This is a genomic window from Archangium minus (assembly GCF_044360475.1).
Lineage (GTDB): Bacteria > Myxococcota > Myxococcia > Myxococcales > Myxococcaceae > Archangium > Archangium minus.
Genome location: NZ_CP043494.1, coordinates 9,643,993 through 9,662,533, shown reverse-complemented (window position 1 = coordinate 9,662,533; position 18,541 = coordinate 9,643,993). Strand labels below are relative to the sequence as shown.

The following is an 18,541-nucleotide window of genomic DNA, read 5'->3' as shown; positions in this document are numbered from 1 at the left end:
CACCGTCATCGGAGCGGGGAAATTGGGCGCGAAGCCCTGCGTTCTCGGAGCAACATGCCGGCGCGGGGCTTGTCCGTTGCCGGACAGTGCTCACGCTTGAAGTGCTCCAGCGGAGACAGCGGCCTCGAGGGCCTTGTGCATCGCGGTGCTCATGCCGAGCGAGGAGGCCTCGTCGGGGGTGCACCAGCGCAGCTCGCGGAAGGCGGGGGCGTGCGTGGGGTGCGTGGCTCCCGTCACGCGCAGGAGCCGGAGTGAGAGGGCGCGGTGGGTGAGCTGCCGGCGCACGGTGCCGAGGTGTCCCCGGAGGGTGACGTCTGCGCCGAGTGCCTCGGCCAAGCGAGAGGTGGACTCTGTGTCAGGCGTGTCGTCGTCCACTTCCGCAGCGGGCAGCTCCCACAGGCCACCGAAGAGGCCTTTCTCCGCGCGGCGCGCGAGCAGCAGCCGACCCTCGTGGGCCCAGACGGCCACGGCGAGCGTCATGCGCTTGGGCGCGGCGCGAACCCTGGCCGGGGGCAGCTCGTCCACGCGGCCGTGGCGGTAGGCGAGACACTCCTCGCGCACGGGACACAGGAGGCACAGGGGGCTCTCCGGACGGCACACGGTGGCGCCGTGCTCCATGAGGGCCTGGTTGAAGTCGCCGGGCCGCTCGCCGTGGACGAGCTCGGTGGCGAGCGCCCACAGTCGAGCCTCGCGAGCGCGGTCTCCGGGTGCTCCCTCCACCTCGAAGATGCGGGAGAGGACGCGGGCCACGTTGCCGTCCACGAGAGGAGCGGGCTCGCCGAAGGCGATGGAGGCCACGGCCCCCGCGGTGTAGCGACCGAAGCCGGGGAGGGTGAGCAGCTCAGCGGCGGTGGAGGGGAGCTTGCCGCCGAAGCGGGCCACCACCTCTTGAGCCGCGCCGTGCAGGTTGCGCGCGCGCGAGTAGTAGCCGAGCCCCCGCCACAGGGCGAGCACGTCCGGCAGCGGCGCGGCGGCCAGGGCCTCCACCGAGGGGAAGCGCTGGAGGAACCGCTCCCAGTAGGGGATGACGGTGGCCACCTGGGTCTGCTGCAACATGACTTCGCTGAGCCAGATGGCGTAGGGGTCGCGCGTGCGACGCCAGGGCAGGTCGCGCTTCTGCCGGTCGTACCACTCCAGCAGCCGTGTGCGCAGCGACTCGCGGCGCCCGGGCTCGACGAGGCGCTCGGCGGAGGACTCCTTGCGCTTGCGCGGAGGGCTCATGGCTTTCTGGCCGGATTCACAACGCGGCGTGCAACGCGGTCGAAGAGACTCGGCATCCACCGGTTGGCGAGCACCATGACGCGCCCAGGGAGGGTGAGCACGGTCTCCCGGCGCTTGCGGCGGCTGGCGCGCACCATGGCGTTGGCCACGGCCTCGGAGCTCATCGCGTTGAGGGGGATGGCGTCCTGCTTCCAGCCCTCGGCGTTGAGGCGCGAGTCGCGGAACTCTGTCTCGGTGAGGCCCGGGGAGACGAGCAGCACGGAGATACCCTCGGCGGCGAGCTCGGCGCGCAGGGACTCGGTGAGGAGGTTCACCGCGGCCTTGGAGGAGCCATAGCCACCGAGCAGGGGCAGACCCCGGTGTCCGAGCACGGAGCTGACGTTGACCACCTGGGAGCCTGGGGCGCGCTTGCGCAGCAGGGGCAGGGCGGCGCGGGTGACGCGCACGAGGCCGAAGAAGTTGATCTCGAAGACCTGACGCAGCTGGGTCTCGCTGAAGCCCTCGACGGGCCCGTAGAGCCCGAGCCCCGCGTTGTTGACGAGGATGTCCAACCCGCCGAACGCGCGCTCCGTCTCCTGCACCAGCCGCGTCACGTCCTCCTCTCTCGTGATGTCACAGCGCACGGGGAGTGCCCGCACGCCGAGTGCTTCCACCTCACGCGCAGCGTCCTGCAAGTGAGACTCGCGGCGCGCGGCGAGCACAAGGTGGGCCCCCTGCGCGGCGTAGGCCTTGGCGGCAGCCCGTCCGATGCCGCTGGAGGCGCCGGTGATGAGTACCACCTTCTCCTGGAATGCTTTGGTTGCCATGGCGGCGCGCACCTTAGCGGCTCGCCCGTGTCGGAAAAGGACCTGCCGGGGTGTGCCTGCACGCCTGTCCCTCTTTCAAGTTGAGCGAGGCCCTATCTAGGATGCGCGGCTTCCATGCGGCGCACGTCCTTTACCAACGACTTCTCCTGGTCCAAGAGCCGTCACGAGAAGCTCCAGGAATGCCAGCGGGCCTACTACTTCTACTACTACCGCTCCTGGGGCGGCTGGGAGTCAGGCGCACCGAAGGAGGTGCGTGAGTTGTACGTGCTCAAGAAGCTGGGCAACCGCTACACCTGGGCGGGCAGCGTGGTGCACGACGCCATCCGGGATGCGCTGCTGGATTGGCGGGCGGGGCGCGAGGTGGATCCGGCGAAGGTGGAGAAGCGGGCGCTCGACCTCATGCGGGAGGACTTCCGGTACTCGCGCGGCAAGTCCTACTGGACGCAGAAGTACCGCAAGACGTTCTCCGGCTTGGTGGAGCACGAGTACGACGAGGCCGTGCCGGACGAGGCCTGGAAGCAGAACGCGGAGACGGTGCGCTCGGCGCTGAGCTGGTTCTTCAGCTCGCGTTGGCCGGCGCTGGTGCGGGCGCTGAAGCCCGCGCAGTGGCTGGAGGTGGACGCGGGCGCGGACTTCTCCACCTTCACGTTGGACGGTGTGAAGGTCTTCGCCATTCCAGACTTCGCCTTCGTGGACGCGGAGGGCGCGCCGGTGGTGGTGGACTGGAAGACGGGGAAGGCGCGAGACGGGTACGACGAGCAGGTGCTGGGCTACGCGCTCTACGTTTCGCAGCGCTACCGGCTGCCCCTGGAGAAGGTGCGCGCGTCGCTGGTGTACCTGAACGACGGGGCGGAGCAGCAGGTGCAGGTGGACCGCGATGCGGTGGAGGGCTTCAAGTCCCGCTTCGCGCAGAGCGTGGCGCGGATGCGCGAGCTGCTGGAGGACCCGGCCACGAACACACCCAAGGGCGAGTCCTTCTTCGCGCAGACGGAGAACCTGGCCTCGTGTGCCCGCTGCGCGTTCCGCCGCCCCTGTGGCCGCGAGCAGGCGGCGGCGAAGGTGGCCTGAGTCTCAGGCCGTCAAGGTCTTCGCCTCCATCCACGGCCAGGGCCCAGAGTGTCCGAATGAAGCCCTCAGATACTTCAACAAGGCTCCTTACCCTCATCCTCCTCGTATTGCTGACTTCCTGTGGCGCCACTCGTCATGCAGCCCCTGCCAGCCCTAGAGAGCTCATGGGTTTCGTGCTCCTCATCGAGGAGACGCCCCATGCGCAGGTGACTCACTCCTGGCGGCGCGTCGAGGAACTCGACCTCTCGCATTATCGCCAGCCATTGGGTGGCAACAGTCTGTCCGGTAGCACTGTCTTTGCCTCGGCCAGACTGCGGGATTGCCATGCGGAGTTCAATGATTGCCAGGATGACTGCTTGAAGCGCCCTCTTGCTCCTGGTTATGAACATGTCAAGCAAGGTAGCGGCGCACATGGTCGCATCTGCCGGGATGGATGCTGGCAGGCCTACCGGGACTGCGAAGAACTGCAGGAATTGCGAGTGCGTCAGACCCATGAATTCACCGCGACAGAGCGCGCCGTTGAATGGCTGAAGCGCAATCGCAAGGCGATTCTGGTTGGAAGCGTCGTCGTCATCGCGGGGGTGGTCTTCGTCGTGGCTTCCGCTGGGGCTGGGGCTCTCGTGCTCGCGCCTGTCATACTGCTAACCTCGGCGGGATTCCCTGATGGCTCGCACCTCGCGACGGTGTCTCCATGAACATGCATGAGCTCCTTCCCAAAGTGCAGGAGTTGCTCGTACGCCTTCGGACAACTGCTTCCTCCGAAGAGAAGGAACTGCTGGCGGTTGCCTATTTCGCTTTGGACTTCATCGAGGTGACGGGCAACTTCTATCCATTCGAGGCGTTCCTCCAGAGCTGGAACAGCCCGGATGGCACTCTCCCCACGGTGGCGTCCTTCGGTTCGCTCGCGGAGGCGGAGACCTGGTTGAAGGAGCACCCCGAGCCGCCGCATGGAGCCTATGTCCTGGTTTCCGGCCAGCCCTACTCCGTCTTCCACGTCCGCCACCTCGACAGGAGGTTGCTACTCCCAGCCCCCTCTCCTGGGACACGCGCGTCGGAGTGAAACCCTCAAGTCGTTCCTCGACGATACCGCGTGGCGACAGTTGAGGATGACCTGGGGAACCAGAGGCACCAGGGTGGGCACCTTCCGCCGCCCCTGTGGCCGCGAGCAGGCGGCGGCGAAGGCGGCCTGAGGCGGGCGGCCTACCGTCCCAGCGAGAGGCGTCGCACCACGACGCCCGCCGCGTTCATGCCGAACACGGAGGTGACGAAGGCCACGCTGCCGTCGATCTGGTTGCGGTGCTCGCAGGAGTGGAAGTCGTTGTCGTTGGGGCACACGCAGCTGAAGCCATCGTCGGCGTCGTAGCGCAGGGACACGGGCTGACGGCGCGTCTCAATGGAGTAGACGGCGGTGATACCCGTGGGACGGTCGGTGTTCACGTCGTACTTGCGCTTGAGCAGCTTGCGGATGTCCTTGGCGAAGGGATCCATGTGCGTCTCGCACAGGTCCTCCACGCGGATGGCCGTGGGATCCAGCCGGGCCGCCGCGCCCATGGAGCTCACCACCGGGATGCCCAGGCTGACGCAGCGGTGGAGCAGGTGCAGCTTCGCCTTCACGTTGTCGATGGCGTCCACCACGTAGTCATAGCTGCCCGGGGCTCGATACGTAGGCCACGAGTGCTGGTGGCTCAGCCGAGTTCGGGCTGCGCCTGGCGGATTTCCTGCCACAGCGGCTCGGGCGCGTTCTGCCGGATGTGCTCCAGCACACGCCCCATGGGGACGCCCACATTGACCCAGGCCGTGGCCTTCCCCTGGAAGCTGACGTTCTCCACGCAAACCGACGACCGGTGCAGGGCCACGACCTGCCACGAATCATCGAGCACGGGAGAGCCGGAGGACCCCTGCTGCGTGTCCGTGAAGTAGCGAAGCTCGGCGGGGGCGCTCGCTGTGACGAGGTTGTTCCGACAGGCGACCTTCTTTTCCTGCCCGAGCGGGTGCTGGATGATGTTCACCGGTGTTCCCACCGCCACCAAGCCGGTCTTCACGGTGAGCGGCCGGCGGGTCTGCCTCTGCGCGAGCCTCAGGACTGCGTAATCGAGGCCTGGATCGCAGCTCTCCAGCTTCGCGACCGCGACCGACACCGGCACCTGGGCCTTGGAGTCGAAGTCGAAACCGAGTCTTGCGTTCGCCGCCTGTAGCTCGAAATCCGAGCGTGCCGCGGCGGCTTCCCCATCCTGCCGCGCATGGATGATGTGGTGGTTGGTGATGGCCAACTCGGGGGTGAGCAGCCAAGCCGTCCCCTGGGAGAGGTAGTCCCCTCCACTCGCGAGCATGCGGCGCGCGCCTCCGTCGTAGCGGGGCACCGTCACCAGGGCCACGGCCGCGCCAGCTGCAACCGCTCCCGCGAAGAAACCGAACGACACCATGTCGTTCTGATGGATGATCCGCTCCTTGCGCTCCGGGACACTCTCCAGATCGATGGGCGGAGCACCCGATGAGCGCTGCGATATGACGGAGAGTGCTCGGGCGAAGACCTTTGCGTCCTCTACCGGCCCCGCCACTGCCACCGCGCTCTTCAGCCAGGCTTCGAGTGGCACGGAGCCATCCGTCAGGCGCTCGGTGCCATTGAGCCGGTTGAGGGTATTGAGCAGCATCACCGAAGGCGGAAGGCCCAACGTCTGGATGCTTCCCGCGAACTGGGGGTTGAGGCTGCCCAGCAGCATCATCTGGGTCATCGGGTTGCCGAGCCCCATCCTGGTGGCTGCGGCCGTCAGCTCGTTGATCTCGTCCTGCTTCAGGTATCTGAATTCCACGCTTCCCCCAGAGAGGCTCACTTGACGGTGTCTCCTCGCAGGGGGGTTGTGTCCAGCTCGAGGCTCCCACGCTCGACGAAGGTCAGGGCGAGCATCGCGGGTAGATCGGCTGGACAGTCCCGGGATCTCAAGACCTCGGCCAGGAACCGTTCGGCGGCAGTTGGGTGATACCAGACGGCCTGTACGCGGGGCCATCCCGCGTGCCGCAGGAGCCGTGCGATGTCATCGCCGATGCGCAAGAGCATGAAGCCGTCACCCCCGAGTCCCACGCCCTCAAGCCCCCACATCAATAGCTCGGGACGGGCCGAGGCCACCAGCCCGATTCCCAGCCGTGCGAGCTGTGGATTCTTGTTGGCGACATGGTTGGGGTTCGCGGCCAGTAGCGCGGCGAGTGAGTCCCTTCGCTCGTACCATTGTTCCGGAGTCGCCGCGTCGAGCTGGGCGCGGCGGGTGAGAGCCTGCAGCCATCTGTCGAACTGCCTCGTGCGCTGCGCGATCCGAGCGACCTGAAGCAGACTCGTCTCCGCGAGCGCGATGTCGCCCATGCGGCTGGCCAGTTCCGCGCGAATCAGAAGCATCGGGATTCTCACGCCGGCCTCGTCCGCCTCCCGCGTTATTTCCAGAACCGCCTCGAGTGACTCCAGCGCCACGCGTCCGGGGTACCTGCCCTCGAGCGCTCTCAGGAAGATCGGCCGTTCACCGAGCGCCTTTTGGAATGGTTCGTAGGATTGGACAATCCAGCCGGGTACCCCCCCGTCCCACCCCGAGCCCTCCTCATGGCTCACCGCTGCCCAGCGCCTCTCGCGAGCAGTGCGTTCAGGATCCTCGGGAAGCCCCTCGAGCATGAAGATCCGAGCAACCCAGGTGCCGAGCTCTGGAGGGCAGTGCCTCGCCTGGAGGACGTCCACCAGGAAATCCTCGACCGCACCCGCCTCAAGCGCGTTCGGCGCCGAGGGCCACCCTGTACGTCGCAGCAGGCACAGCACATCCCGCACATCGGGAGCCGAGGCCCGGACCTCGCCGAATCCCACGACCTTGAGGCCTCGAACCAGCAACTCGCGCTGACTGCCCGCCACCAGGCCGAAGGCCAACCTCGCGAGCCGGTCGCGTCGGGCCAAGAGCTCGTGTGCAGCACCCGCGAGGAAGGCCTGGAGGGCACCTGCTCGCTCGCGCCACTGTTCCGGGCTGCTCGCGCCACTCCGCACGCGCGCGACGAGCGCCTGCAGCACGAGGTCCTCCCGCCCGATCCTCCGCGCGATCTGCTCGGCATGACTCAAGCTTTCATTCGCACGCTCGTGCTGCTGCAGGGTGGTAGCCAGCTCGCCGCGGAGCAGCAGCAGCGGTACCGAGGAGGCTCCCGCCATCGGGGTCGCGGTGGCCAATCCCTCCTCCACCACCTCGAGCGCTTCGTCCATCTTCCCGAGCCGTTGAAGCACCTGGGCTTCCAATTCGTAGAGCGGACTCCCGGGAGTGCGCTCCTTGCGAGCCCCCAGTACCTGGGGCGCCAGATGGGCCTCGCCGCGTTCCAACATCCCCCGCACGCGCGACTCCACATTGCGCTCCCAATCCGCCAGCTCCGCCTCCTCCCACATGCGTGGCGGCAGCTCCAACCCCAACCGCGAGGCCAGGAACGGTCTGGCTGCTGGCGGTAGCTCCTCCAACGCATTGCCCAGGTACGGCTCGACCCCTGGCATCCAGCGCCCCTCCACCTCCCGGGGCGACGCTCCCATCGAGAGGCGGTGGTAGATTTCCTCTGCCCGGCTGAGCGGATCCGCGTTGCCTTCGTAGTAGCGAACCGCCGCCTCGTGGATCTCCTGGACCTGGACGGGTTTCTCGGCCTTGAGCGCCTCCAGCATCACTCGCCGGACGTCGGTCCGGTGGTGCAGGGACTGATCCGCCGCGACGAAGACGAGCGACACCTCGCGCTTGAACTCCTCGAAGAGCACCTCCGCGTCCCCGAGTCCGTCCAGGTGCAGCTCGCAGGGGCCCGCGAGCACCCTGGCGATGATCTCCGGGGTGATGCGCCGCACCACCAGGCCAGGATGGGCCAGCTTCCGTACCCGCGGATCATGGATGTGCCCCAGGATGCGCTGGTAGAGCTGCCCCTGGATCACTGCCTCTCGCGCGCTGAAGAAGAACAGCCGACGCGTTTTGAGGCCCTCGATACCGCCGCGGCTGGAGCCCTCCCGCTTCACCACATCCGCCGCCAGCTTGAGCGTCAGCGGATTCCCACCGAGTTGCTTCACGAGGCCGTCGATCGCCTCATCATCCTCCACGCCGCTCAAGCGCAGCAGCTCCCGGGACGCCTTGGTATCGAGCTCCGTCAACGGGAGTGCGTCGGCCCGCATGGTTTCCGTGGGAGCCCGGCCGCAGATCACCGTGCGCAGCTCGGGGCAGCTTTCCTGGAGCAACACCAGGAAGAGCGCCAGGGTCTCGACATGACCGATGCCCCTGAACTGCACCTCCTCGTACGTGTCGAGCACGAGCAGGACGCGAGGCAGTCTCCTGGGGGACTGGCTCCGAAGCATCGTCGCCAGGATGACGCTCAGGGTCTCGGTCAGGACCTGCCAATGTGGCCAGAGCGTGAGGCGGGGTTGTACCGCATCCGGGTGGGTCGGTGGGTGGGCTTCATCTCCCAGGGATTCCAGACGCTCCAGCAGGGCGGAGAGCGACCCGGCTGTGGGCGTGCGCTCCTCATCCGTCAGGCGCCGCCATTGATGCGCCCGCGCCGAGGTGACGCCCTCGCAGACACGACGAAACCGCGCGAGTTCCTTCATCTCCGGACGCTGGAGACTCAGTTGCCGGGCGATTTCCACGAGCAACGTGGCCGGGTTGTCGAGCAGGAGCGCCGGATCATCGAAGTCGAGATAGATGAACGGGATCGGCTCCTCGGCTTCAGCGTGCTCGAGAATGAAGCGGGCGAGGAGGGTGGACTTGCCCATTCCCCCCGGCCCATGGACGAAGAGCGGCTTCCGGGAAAAAGAGCCGAACGCCTCCAGCAGGGACCGCCGGACGGCCTCCGACGCGGAGACATCAACGACCCCCACGTAGTCGCGGAGCTTCTGCAGCTCGGCACTGCGGCCACAAAAGCGCTGCCCCGCGAGATACTGGAACGGCGCCATGAACTGCAGCCATTCCAGGCGGCGCTGGACCTGCTCGGGGCCGGGCAATTCCGGCACCAGCGCCCGGAACCAGTGCACCACTTGAAGCGTGCAGACCAGCTCCTCCAGTCCCTGCTCCTCGAGAGGCCGGGCCGTGCCCTTCAGCCAGTCCGAGATCATCCGCTGGAGGAGCTCAGGCTCACCGGGCGGGTTCGCCGCGAGCGCGCGCAACAGCTCCGCGCGCGAGCCAAGACGCGTGATGGCCGCCTGGCGGACGCCCTGGCGCAACGTCCACCGCGTCCTGCCACCGGGAGTCGTCACCGCCTCGCAGTCGCCCATGAGGTGCTGTAGCGCCCCCTCCCGGACATCCTGGGCGTGGAGCGGCCGGAGCGTGGTGGGCTCGAACGTCGAGAGGACGCAGGCCGCCATGCGGTACTCCCAGCGCAGTGGCTCCACCACCTCCTCCTGGACCGGAGCGGTGGGAGGCTTCAGCTTCGCGAACCGCTGCTCCACTTCCTCCAGGGTGAGCTTGCGATCAGCGGAGTGCATCGGAGACCTCCCGGACCGCGATGAAGACCTGGGACTGCCAGCCCGGCTCCGTGGGCAGCAGCGTCACGCGCTGAAGCACCTCCGTCACCGCGCGCTGGATGATGGCGGCGTCCTGCCCGGGCAGGAGTCTCTGGAAGTACTCCGTGATGTGCAGCGGCTCGATGGCGCGCAGTTCCTCGACTTCCACCGGGCAAGGCGCCAGCAACCGTGGCTCGTAGTCGAGCAGGAGGAGCCGGCCATCCGTCTGGTTGAGCGCCTGCGAGATGTGATGCGCCAGATTCTGGATGAGGGCCTGGGTTCCTGGAGGTGCGTCCCGGAACCCGTCGAGCACCAGCCAGAACGGCAGTCCCGGGCGGTTGAGAGCGGAGAGGATCCAGATGCACAGCTCCTGAGCCCAGCGCTTCTCCTGGGCCCGCTGGGGCGGCATGGTGGACAGATGTCCCTTGGCGAGCTGGACGAGGTCCCGCGCCACGTCGCCCAGCGTGTAGGTTTCCGCGAGCCCCTTCTCGGCCGCGTATGCGAACGTGACGAAGGAGGGCATGGTGTCATTGAGGTGGCTGACGAACCAGCTCGAGTAGGACTTGCCGCTCTGCGCGGGGCCGTTCACCACCAACACCCTGGGACCAGCCACACGCTCCACGAATCGGCGCAGCACGACGCGGAGCCGTGCCCGATCCAGGAAGGGACCGACGTGGAGCTGGCACCTGGCATACGGATCGTCCGCCGTCTGCTCCATCTTGCGGGCTTCCAGCTCGGTCCGGATCTGCTGCAGCTCGGGGAAGACGGAGAAATCGGGCAGCCGCAACAACCGCAGGATGGCAGGTTCCGGCGGTGCGAGGCCCTCCTCGTCGAAGAACCGGAGCAGCGCATGGATGTACTCGTGGACTGAGGTCTTGATGCCGATCCTGCTGCGCACCGCCAGTCCCAGCCAGGCTCCGATGGTGTCCGCAGGACTCTGGCCACCGAGGAGCTGGTCGAGCCGCGAGAACAGAGCGCTGGTCTGAGCCGAGGAGAGAAGCATCTGGGCGTCATGCGATCATACCGCGCCGGTCATGCACGAGCCAGCACCACCCCCCTCGCGTGTCGGGGGAGGCTCGTGGCACCGTCGAAGGCCGTTGCGTAGACTCCACCGGCCCCGAGTTCTGTGAGCCACGCCTCCGGGGGCCACCCGCTATCACCCAGGCCTCACCTCTTGGAGGACCCATGCCTTACGTCTGTGGAAGCTGCAGAACCGATCTCACCCACTTCGTCACGGAGAAGCAGACCGAGGTGGGCGTGATGGTCTTCGAGGGGTTCTCGTCGGACTCAGCCGCTCCGACGCCCTCTCCGAAGTTCCAGAGCGTGAGCTTCAAGTGCACCAACGCGCCCAGCTGCGGCAAGCTCAACGCCTTCGAGATCGCGGCGAAGGATGCCAACGACACGGTCCATGGCCGCATCCTGGATGAGGAGGAGAGCCAGACGTACACGCAGCTGCGGACTTATGTGACCCCCAAGGAGACGGGAGAACGGATCGACAAGTACGTGTCCTGGCTCTTCGGCGGTGCCGGGACCCTGAGCACGGTCCTGGCTCTCTTCAACAGCGTCATCCCCTTCACCACGGTGGGCAAGGTACTCCTCACGATCTCCATCATCTTGATGGTGGCCTGCCTCCTTGCCGCCGCAAGCGCCTCGACTCTGACCACGAAGAAGCTCAATCCGAACAACCTCAAGGCGCTCATGGCGCATGTCGTCGAGCGCCGCGGCAAGCAGGGCTCGCAGCTCTGGCTGGCCACGTTGTTCTTTGCGGGAGCGATTCTCGTGGTGGGGCTCATCCCCGCCCTGAACCTGATGACCGGGGAGAGCAAGCACCCTCAGCTCCAGGCCGGCTACTCGTATGACTCGAAGAGCCTGACCGCCACCTTGAACGCGTCGGGACTCGAGCCGTTCGAGGTGATCGAACTCCAGGTCACCGCTCGGAATGACCCGACTGCGGTGGTGGCCCGCGGGCGCTCGGCCGCCGGAGCCTCGGGTGAGGCCCAGCTCAACCTCGTGCTGGACCGCGGGGACCTGGTCCGCCCGCTGGCGATGAAGAGCTGGAGGTCACGCGACGGAAAGACGGAGGATGAGCTGCTCACCGCGATCGAAATCCCCGCCCCCTCCATCTCGGAGCAGGTCAGCTATAGCCTCGAGAACGGCAAGCTGCGGCTCGGCCTTACGGTGACCAACCTCTCAGCACCCAGGACCTACGTGCTCGAGATCTCGCGAGATAGCAAGAATGCACCGCACGTGTTGGCTCAGACCCGCCTCGTTCTTAGCCCTACAGTTTCGACAGGTGAGCTGAGGCTCGAGAAGGACGTCGAGCTGGCATCAGGAGCCCTTTCCCTCGTCGTCGCTCGGGAGGAGGGAAGCAATCTCGTGGACGTATTCAACCGCACGCTCGCGGACAGCGCACTGCGGGTCTCGCAAGTGCCGCTCACGAACGGGGCGGCGAACTGATGGGTCCGCGCCTCGCATGGAGACCCCTCCATCCTGCCGTGAACTCGAAGTGCCCGGATTCACCCACGACTCAGCGACAGACGTGTGCCGTCGCGGGTTCAAGGGCACCTCTCCTCCACGGGCTCGCATCCCGTAGGGACGCTCACCGTCCCAGCGAGAGGCGCCGCACCACGACGCCCGCCGCGTTCATGCCGAACACGGAGGTGACGAAGGCCACGCTGCCGTCGATCTGGTTGCGGTGCTCGCAGGAGTGGAAGTCGTTGTCGTTGGGGCACACGCAGCTGAAGCCATCGTCGGCGTCGTAGCGCAGGGACACGGGCTGACGGCGCGTCTCAATGGAGTAGACGGCGGTGATACCCGTGGGACGGTCGGTGTTCACGTCGTACTTGCGCTTGAGCAGCTTGCGGATGTCCTTGGCGAAGGGATCCATGTGCGTCTCGCACAGGTCCTCCACGCGGATGGCCGTGGGATCCAGCCGGGCCGCCGCGCCCATGGAGCTCACCACCGGGATGCCCAGACTGACGCAGCGGTGGAGCAGGTGCAGCTTCGCCTTCACGTTGTCGATGGCGTCCACCACGTAGTCATAGCTGCCCGGGGCGAGCAGCTGGTCAGCCAGCTCGTCGCGGTAGAACTCGCGCAGGGCCTCGACGTGGGCGTCGGGGTTGATCTCCTTGCAGCGCTGCGCCATCAGCTCCGCCTTGGGCTTGCCCACCGTCTTCGCGGTCGCGTGGAGCTGCCGGTTGGCGTTGGTGACGCACACGGTGTCGAAGTCCACCAGCGTGAGGTGGCCAATCCCACTGCGCACCAGGCCCTCGGCGGCGTAGCTGCCCACGCCGCCCAGGCCGAACACCACGACACGGGCGCGTGACAGCCGCTCCATCGCCGAGTCTCCAAGCAGGCGGCCGGTGCGGTCGAAGCGCCGGTGCAGCTTGAAGGGCTTGGGCTCCGAGGGGGCAGGGGTGCCAGGGGTGGCGGGGACGGTCTCGGGAGGAGGGGGCTGCGGATTCATGGGTTGCCTCTATAACGCGACGGCATCCCTACCGCGAAGACGTGGGAAAGGCTTCCCGGAACAGGCGGCGGGCATTCTCGGTCGTCCGCTGGGCGAGCACCTCCACCGGCTCCCCCAGGACCCGGGCCATGCCCTCGATGATGCGCGGCAGGTAGCCGGGCTCCGAGCGCTGTCCCCGATGGGGGGTGGGGGCCTGGTCCGGGGCGTCCGTCTCGGCCATCAGCCGGTCGGGGGGGATGACGCGCAGGGCGTCCAGGGGCTTGCGTGCCTCCGCCCAGGTGACAGGGCCCGCGAAGGAGAAATAGCAGCCCTTCTGAATGTAGAAGCGCGCCAGGTCCACGCCCCCACCGTAGCTGTGCATGAGCACGCCGGCCTCGGGCAGGGGCTCCTGCTTGAAGAGCTCGATGAGGGCAGGGTGGGCCCGGAAGCAGTGCATCAGCACGGGCAGGTGGTGCTTGCGCGCGAGCTCCAGGTGTCGTCGCAGCACCGCCACCTGCCGCTCCAGGGGGGCTCCGGGGATGGAGGGCCCGTCCAGTCCGCACTCGCCCACGGCGATGGCACCCCCTTGTGCGAGGAGCGCATCCAGACGCTCGAGGTGTTCCTCGTCCTCCTCGGGGGGGATGTCCGGCAATAACTGCGGATGGATGCCGAGCCCCACCTGGAGGCGCGGCTCGGCGCGGGACATGGCCAGCAGCGGCTCCCAGTTCTCCGGGCCCACGCCTGGCACGAGGATGCCGTGCAGTCCGGCGGCCCATGCCCGGGCGAGCACTTCCTCACGGTCCGGATCGAAACGCGGTGCGTCGAGATGGCAGTGGGTGTCAATCATCGGAAAGGTCCGGTGGCACTTCGTTCGTCCGTCGTTCAGCCCGCGACAGCAGGCACGGTGTGGGTGCCCGAATCCGCCTCCCATTGCTTCGGGGCGACCCTATACGCACGCGGCGGTTTTGGAGGGTCCATATGATCAAGCGTGTTGTCATCAGTGCGCTCGCAGGTGCGCTGATGGTGGTGTCGACAGGCTGTGCTGACGAGTGCGTCGATCCATTCGACTGTCTCAACGACGAGGGAGCGCCAGCGCAGGGGAGGGAGTGGGCCTGCGTCGACAACAAGTGCGAGCAGCGGGACATCCAACCCCCTTCTGGCGATGACGCGGGCACGGACACGGACGCGGGGACAGAGACGGACGCGGGCACGGACGCGGGGACAGAGACGGACGCGGGCACGGACGCGGGGACGATGACCGTCGACAAGGGCGGTGCTTGCACCGCCTCCATGGAATGCATGGCGGGCCTGCGCTGCGAGGGCGCCGCGGGGGCCAGGACGTGCCAGCCGCTCCACATCGCGGTGACCGCCTCCCTGGACGGCGGGAGCGGTGCCATCGAGGCGGTGGCGGTGCTCGCTGAGTCGGGCGCCACCGTGATCGAGCTCAGCCAGGGCGCGGGCCCGAGCCGTTTCCCGCGCTGGAACACGGACGGCACCGCCGTCGCCTTCGTGGAGGAGGAGACCGCGGGAGCTGCGGCGCTCGTCTCCCGGACCATTTCGCCCACCGCGGGGGTAGGGACGCCCCTCACCACCGCCGGCACCGCTGGAACCGAGGACTTCCGGCACCTGGAGTGGGAGCCGTCGTCCAGCGTCACCTGGGTCAAGAAGGCCGGGACGAGCATCTCGGGCATCTACGCCATCCCCAGCGCGGGTGGCGCCGTCGAGGAGCTCTCCCCCAACGGCGGGTTCCCGTCGTGGAAGAACGCGCAGACCTTCGCCTTCAGTGCCAAGGGGCAGGGTCTACAGACCCGGACGATCGGCGGGGCAGCCCAGGCGGTGACCGGCGGCGAGACGGGCGAGCAGCCCAAGTACAACCGGGTGAACGACTTCCTGCTCTATCTGGCCAGCACCGAGTCGGACACCTTCTCGGGGGGTGAGCAGCAACCCCTGTATGAGCTCTTTACCCTCCCCGCGACTGGGGCAACGGCGACCCAGCCCGCCAGCCCCATTGCCCGGCGGAGCGAGCCGACGCCTGTGACGGCGGGGGAGGTCAAGTCGTTCATCACGGCCCACACCTGGTCACCGGATGGGACGTACGTCACCTACGTCCGTGCGTTCTATTACGACCCGACCCTGCCCACCGCCCCCAACGTCATCTGCGGCGGTATGGGGGCCGAGTGTGGGACCCAGGCCGGCCCCAACGTCTACCTGCAGCGCACCAACCCCGAGAATGGCCAGGCGGTAGGCGATCCGATCCTCGTGGCGACCAACGCCACGCTGCCGGCGGTCTCCCCGGACGGGCATTTCGTGGCCTACATCCAGGGACAGCGCCTCTATATGCGGCGCATCAATCCCACGGATTGGAGCCTCGGGGAGCCTGCCGTGCTCACCCCGGCGACGATGCGGGTGCAGACCAACCTCGGCGACGACCACCGTCCTCGCTGGCAGCCTCGGTAGTCCTCTGTAGAGCCTGGTAGGGGCTGACGCCCGCGTCCCAGAAGCCACGGGGCGCGGGCGTTCTCATGTACACACTCCCCCGCATCCGAGGACTTGCCTCCCGGTCCAAAGCGACGTACGCAGGCGCCCCGCTTCCCGCTCCGCGGGCCGCTCTCGATTGGGAGGACTCGGATGAAGCTCCACGCCGCGCTCATTCTTCTGGCCATGGCTGGCTGTGCGACCGTTTCGTCGCGCACCAGTGACGCCGAGCCCCTGGCGGGCAGCGGTGGCCCCGGGGGAGACGTGCGCGGGAGCTCCGAGCCGGTGCGCATGGAGACGCCTGCGGGGACCTTCCTCGTGCACCCCAACAACGCCGAGGACTTCGCGAAGCTGCTCGCGGGCGAGCCCACCGACAAGCAGTACATGTCCGTCTCGGACGTCCCCTGAGGGCCTCCGAACGGACGCACCCGCGGAAGGGGCGACTTAGCGCACCAGGACGATGCGGCGTCCCAGGGCCCGGGTCATCTGGGGCGAGGTGACCAGCTTGAGCACCTCGAGGCGCTCTCCGCCGGCCGTGTCATAGGCCGCGGCGATGAGCTCTCCCACCGTCAGCGACGGAGCCACCTTGCGCTGGGTGGCCCGCCGCGGTGCTGGCATGACGCGCCGTCCCTGGCGCTTGACCGAACCGCTCTTGCGTGTCGCCGTCTTGGCCATGTGTCCTCCTACCCGCACTTCTGGGGTTGATGGACTGATACGGCCAAATGCTTTGCACTCAATGTGCCAAGGGGGTGTCTGTCTGCCCCTGGATGCTGCCCACGGGATATCAGGTATTTACAGTCAGCACTTGTCTCGGACCGTGGGGCAGGATTCCAAATTTCGTTCACTCTTCCAGGGACAGTGGCTCGTTTCGTCGAGTCTTTTCGTCCACATATGACACCAGAGTCAGGTAAGGCCAGCCCATGAACGTCCAGGTTCTGTTCCACGACAGTTGCTTCGACGGGGCCGCGAGCGCGGCGGTCTTCTCCCGCTTCTATCGCGAGCGCATCCGGCCGGATGCCCGCTTCAGCTACCGGGGGTTGTCCCACCAGGCGGGGGGCGCGGCGATTGATCCGTCCGTCTTCACCGGGGATGAGAACGTCATCGTCGACTTCCGCTACAGCCAGGATCCGCGGCTGTCCTGGTGGTTCGACCACCACGTCTCTGCCTTCCAGCAACCCGGTGACGAGGCTCATTTCCGCGCCGACACCAGCGGGCACAAGTTCCATGATCCACACCGCAAGAGCTGCACCTGCTACCTCGCGGACGTGGCGCGCGAGCGCTTCGGGTGGGATCCCTCGCCCATGGCGGACCTCCTGCACTGGGCGGAGATCATCGACGGCGCGCTCTTCCCCAACCCGGAGATGGCCGTGGCGCTGGAGGAGCCCGCGCTGCGCATCATGACGGTGCTCGAGGCCAACAAAGATCCGGCGCTCATCCCCCAGGTGATTGAGCGGATGCAGAGCGAGTCGCTGGCGTCTATTGCCGCCTCGCCGCTCATCGCCGGGCCGCTCGCGCCGCTGCTCGAGCGCCACCGGCGCCACATCGACCTGGTGCGCGCCAAGGCCCGCTACGACAATGGCGTCGTCTCCTTCGACCTCGTGGATGAGGGGGTTGACAGCCTCAACAAGTTCATCGCCTACGCGCTCTACCCCGAGGCTCGCTACACCCTCTGGGTGGGGCAGGGTCCCTCGCGCGCCAAGGTGTCGCTCGGCTCCAACCCGTGGCGTCCCCAGGAGCGGCGGCATGACCTGGCCGCCATCGCCTCGCGCTACGGCGGCGGTGGGCACCCCGTGGTGGCCGCCATCAGCTTCAAGGCCGGCGAGACCGCTCGCGCCCGTGCCGCTTTCCAGGAAATCCTGTCTGAGCTGTCTGGGTAGGCGCGGCCACTACATTTTGCGAGCCTCGCAAATTTTGCGAGGTTCCAGGCCGCAACACCTGCAGTGACATCCCTCCAACACTCGTGGTTTCGGGGGGTTGGCAGGCGGCCTGCCGTTTGCTTGTCGTTTCAAGTGTGAATGCCCCCTACCTGAAACTCCAGTGTCATCGGAATGTGTTGCACATTCCTGATCCGATGGCCCGTGAGGGCGCAAGCAACCGGGCGACAGCTTGCCCGATAATGGACGTGCTCGGGTTTTCCTGTGATTTTCCCATCACGGGAGCTGGGTGCGGATCGGGTCGGGTGCGTGTCGGGGGCCGGTTTGCGTCCGCTCAGGGCGTCGGAGAAGTCTCTCTGCGCGAGAGAACCCCTGCGGTAGGGCGGCGTACTTTTCGCAGAGTGTAAGGTTCCTCACATTCGATGCCCTGAGAATACTTTGTCTTTTCTGTAAGAGCGGGTAGTGTGCACTCCCGTATAGAGTGGATGGAATGAACGACCACGTAAGTCCAGTGAAACCGGGACGGCGCACCCGTGGCTTCACCCTCGTTGAGGTGATGATGGTCGTGGCCATCCTGGGCGTGCTGATCGCCATGACCCTGGTGGCCTTTGACGCGATGGGTCGGCGTGGGGCGCTGCAGAATGTCGCCTTTGACCTGCAGGGCGTGTTGAACACGGCGCGTGCGCAGGCGAGCTCGCGTGGACATTCGGTGTGGGTCGTCCTGTACCCGACTGCGAGCCGCGCTGATCGGTCGAGCGCCACGGGTCAGGGCGCGTTCGCCCTGGTCGAGGATCCGATTGGTCGGTTTGTGAGTGCTCCTGCCGATCTCTTCTTGCTGCCCATCGACAAGACGTCGACGGATGTGTCGGCGGTGTACTTCCTGGAGGACTACAGCAAGCAGGTGCGCTTCGCGGCCCTGAAGCCAGGTGAAAAGGGCCGTTACGGCCCGCCCTTCGCCACGCTTGATGTCGATACCTGCAGCTTCTGCTCGGGTGCACCTGCGCGTGGCGCCATCGTCTTCAATGCGGATGGGAGCGCCCGTTTCGTCGACGGGCAGGGCGTGTATCAGGGGCGCGTGAATCAGGCGCTGGCCCTGAGCTCGGTGGACCGCACGAACCAGTACCTCTTCGCCATCTCAGGCCCCTCGGCCTACGTGGCGACCTTCTCGCCCTGA

16 protein-coding genes and 1 pseudogene are annotated in these 18,541 nt (G+C 67.1%); 8 read left to right on the top strand and 9 right to left on the bottom strand.

What is annotated here, in order from left to right:
• Positions 1-90: 90 nt before the first annotated feature.
• On the bottom strand, positions 91-1,221 hold the full coding sequence (gene mutY, locus F0U60_RS39430; RefSeq protein WP_395807493.1) for an A/G-specific adenine glycosylase: 1,131 nt from the start codon (positions 1,219-1,221) through the stop codon (positions 91-93).
• Positions 1,218-2,027, bottom strand: a complete 810-nt coding sequence (locus F0U60_RS39425) for an SDR family oxidoreductase (RefSeq protein ID WP_395807491.1) — start codon at positions 2,025-2,027, stop codon at positions 1,218-1,220. The genes mutY and F0U60_RS39425 overlap by 4 nt, the downstream gene beginning before the upstream one ends.
• Before the next feature lie 114 nt (positions 2,028-2,141).
• Between F0U60_RS39425 and F0U60_RS39420 the strand changes: the two genes are divergently transcribed.
• From F0U60_RS39420 to F0U60_RS39410, 3 genes are all read left to right on the top strand, one after another.
• Positions 2,142-3,095 (top strand): PD-(D/E)XK nuclease family protein, encoded by a 954-nt coding sequence (locus tag F0U60_RS39420; protein ID WP_395807489.1) that lies wholly within the window; start codon positions 2,142-2,144, stop codon positions 3,093-3,095.
• A 164-nt stretch (positions 3,096-3,259) separates the two neighbouring features.
• Positions 3,260-3,790, top strand: a complete 531-nt coding sequence (locus F0U60_RS39415) for a hypothetical protein (RefSeq protein WP_395807487.1) — start codon at positions 3,260-3,262, stop codon at positions 3,788-3,790.
• The gene (locus F0U60_RS39410; RefSeq protein WP_395807485.1) at positions 3,787-4,155 is read left to right on the top strand and encodes a hypothetical protein; all 369 of its coding nucleotides are present in this window, start codon (positions 3,787-3,789) and stop codon (positions 4,153-4,155) included. Before F0U60_RS39415 ends, F0U60_RS39410 begins: the two co-directional genes overlap by 4 nt.
• Before the next feature lie 140 nt (positions 4,156-4,295).
• On the opposite strand, the pseudogene F0U60_RS39405 reads toward F0U60_RS39410, so the two are convergent.
• The 4 genes and pseudogenes from F0U60_RS39405 to F0U60_RS39390 form a co-directional block, all read right to left on the bottom strand.
• Positions 4,296-4,748 (bottom strand): annotated as a pseudogene (locus F0U60_RS39405) (ThiF family adenylyltransferase); the annotation flags it as partial.
• 32 nt (positions 4,749-4,780) lie between these two features.
• Positions 4,781-5,905, bottom strand: coding sequence for a trypsin-like peptidase domain-containing protein (locus F0U60_RS39400; protein ID WP_395807483.1), 1,125 nt, complete (start codon positions 5,903-5,905; stop codon positions 4,781-4,783).
• A gap of 17 nt (positions 5,906-5,922) precedes the next feature.
• On the bottom strand, positions 5,923-9,555 hold the full coding sequence (locus F0U60_RS39395; RefSeq protein WP_395807481.1) for a hypothetical protein: 3,633 nt from the start codon (positions 9,553-9,555) through the stop codon (positions 5,923-5,925).
• Complete coding sequence (locus F0U60_RS39390) at positions 9,542-10,576, bottom strand: hypothetical protein (RefSeq protein ID WP_395807479.1); 1,035 nt, start codon at positions 10,574-10,576, stop codon at positions 9,542-9,544. The genes F0U60_RS39395 and F0U60_RS39390 overlap by 14 nt, the downstream gene beginning before the upstream one ends.
• A gap of 182 nt (positions 10,577-10,758) precedes the next feature.
• Here F0U60_RS39390 and F0U60_RS39385 point away from each other — a divergent pair, with 182 nt between their 5' ends.
• A complete protein-coding gene (locus F0U60_RS39385; RefSeq protein WP_395807477.1) occupies positions 10,759-12,030 on the top strand; it encodes a hypothetical protein in 1,272 nt (423 codons plus the stop codon).
• Positions 12,031-12,172: 142 nt separating this feature from the next.
• Here F0U60_RS39385 and F0U60_RS39380 read toward each other — a convergent pair whose 3' ends face one another.
• Positions 12,173-13,039 (bottom strand): ThiF family adenylyltransferase, encoded by an 867-nt coding sequence (locus F0U60_RS39380; RefSeq protein WP_395807475.1) that lies wholly within the window; start codon positions 13,037-13,039, stop codon positions 12,173-12,175.
• A 28-nt stretch (positions 13,040-13,067) separates the two neighbouring features.
• A complete protein-coding gene (locus tag F0U60_RS39375) occupies positions 13,068-13,865 on the bottom strand; it encodes a TatD family hydrolase (protein WP_395807473.1) in 798 nt (265 codons plus the stop codon).
• 131 nt (positions 13,866-13,996) lie between these two features.
• On the opposite strand from F0U60_RS39375, the gene F0U60_RS39370 reads away from it, so the two are divergent.
• Both F0U60_RS39370 and F0U60_RS39365 read left to right on the top strand, forming a co-directional pair.
• Positions 13,997-15,475: a TolB family protein gene (locus F0U60_RS39370; RefSeq protein WP_395807471.1), complete on the top strand. Its 1,479-nt coding sequence runs from the start codon at positions 13,997-13,999 to the stop codon at positions 15,473-15,475.
• Between the two features lie 171 nt (positions 15,476-15,646).
• A complete protein-coding gene (locus F0U60_RS39365) occupies positions 15,647-15,901 on the top strand; it encodes a hypothetical protein (protein WP_395807469.1) in 255 nt (84 codons plus the stop codon).
• A 36-nt stretch (positions 15,902-15,937) separates the two neighbouring features.
• Here F0U60_RS39365 and F0U60_RS39360 read toward each other — a convergent pair whose 3' ends face one another.
• The gene (locus tag F0U60_RS39360; protein WP_395807467.1) at positions 15,938-16,168 is read right to left on the bottom strand and encodes a hypothetical protein; all 231 of its coding nucleotides are present in this window, start codon (positions 16,166-16,168) and stop codon (positions 15,938-15,940) included.
• Positions 16,169-16,413: 245 nt separating this feature from the next.
• Here F0U60_RS39360 and F0U60_RS39355 point away from each other — a divergent pair, with 245 nt between their 5' ends.
• Positions 16,414-17,370, top strand: coding sequence for a bifunctional oligoribonuclease/PAP phosphatase NrnA (locus tag F0U60_RS39355; protein ID WP_395807465.1), 957 nt, complete (start codon positions 16,414-16,416; stop codon positions 17,368-17,370).
• Positions 17,371-17,857: 487 nt separating this feature from the next.
• The gene (locus F0U60_RS39350; RefSeq protein ID WP_395807463.1) at positions 17,858-18,541 is read left to right on the top strand and encodes a Tfp pilus assembly protein FimT/FimU; all 684 of its coding nucleotides are present in this window, start codon (positions 17,858-17,860) and stop codon (positions 18,539-18,541) included.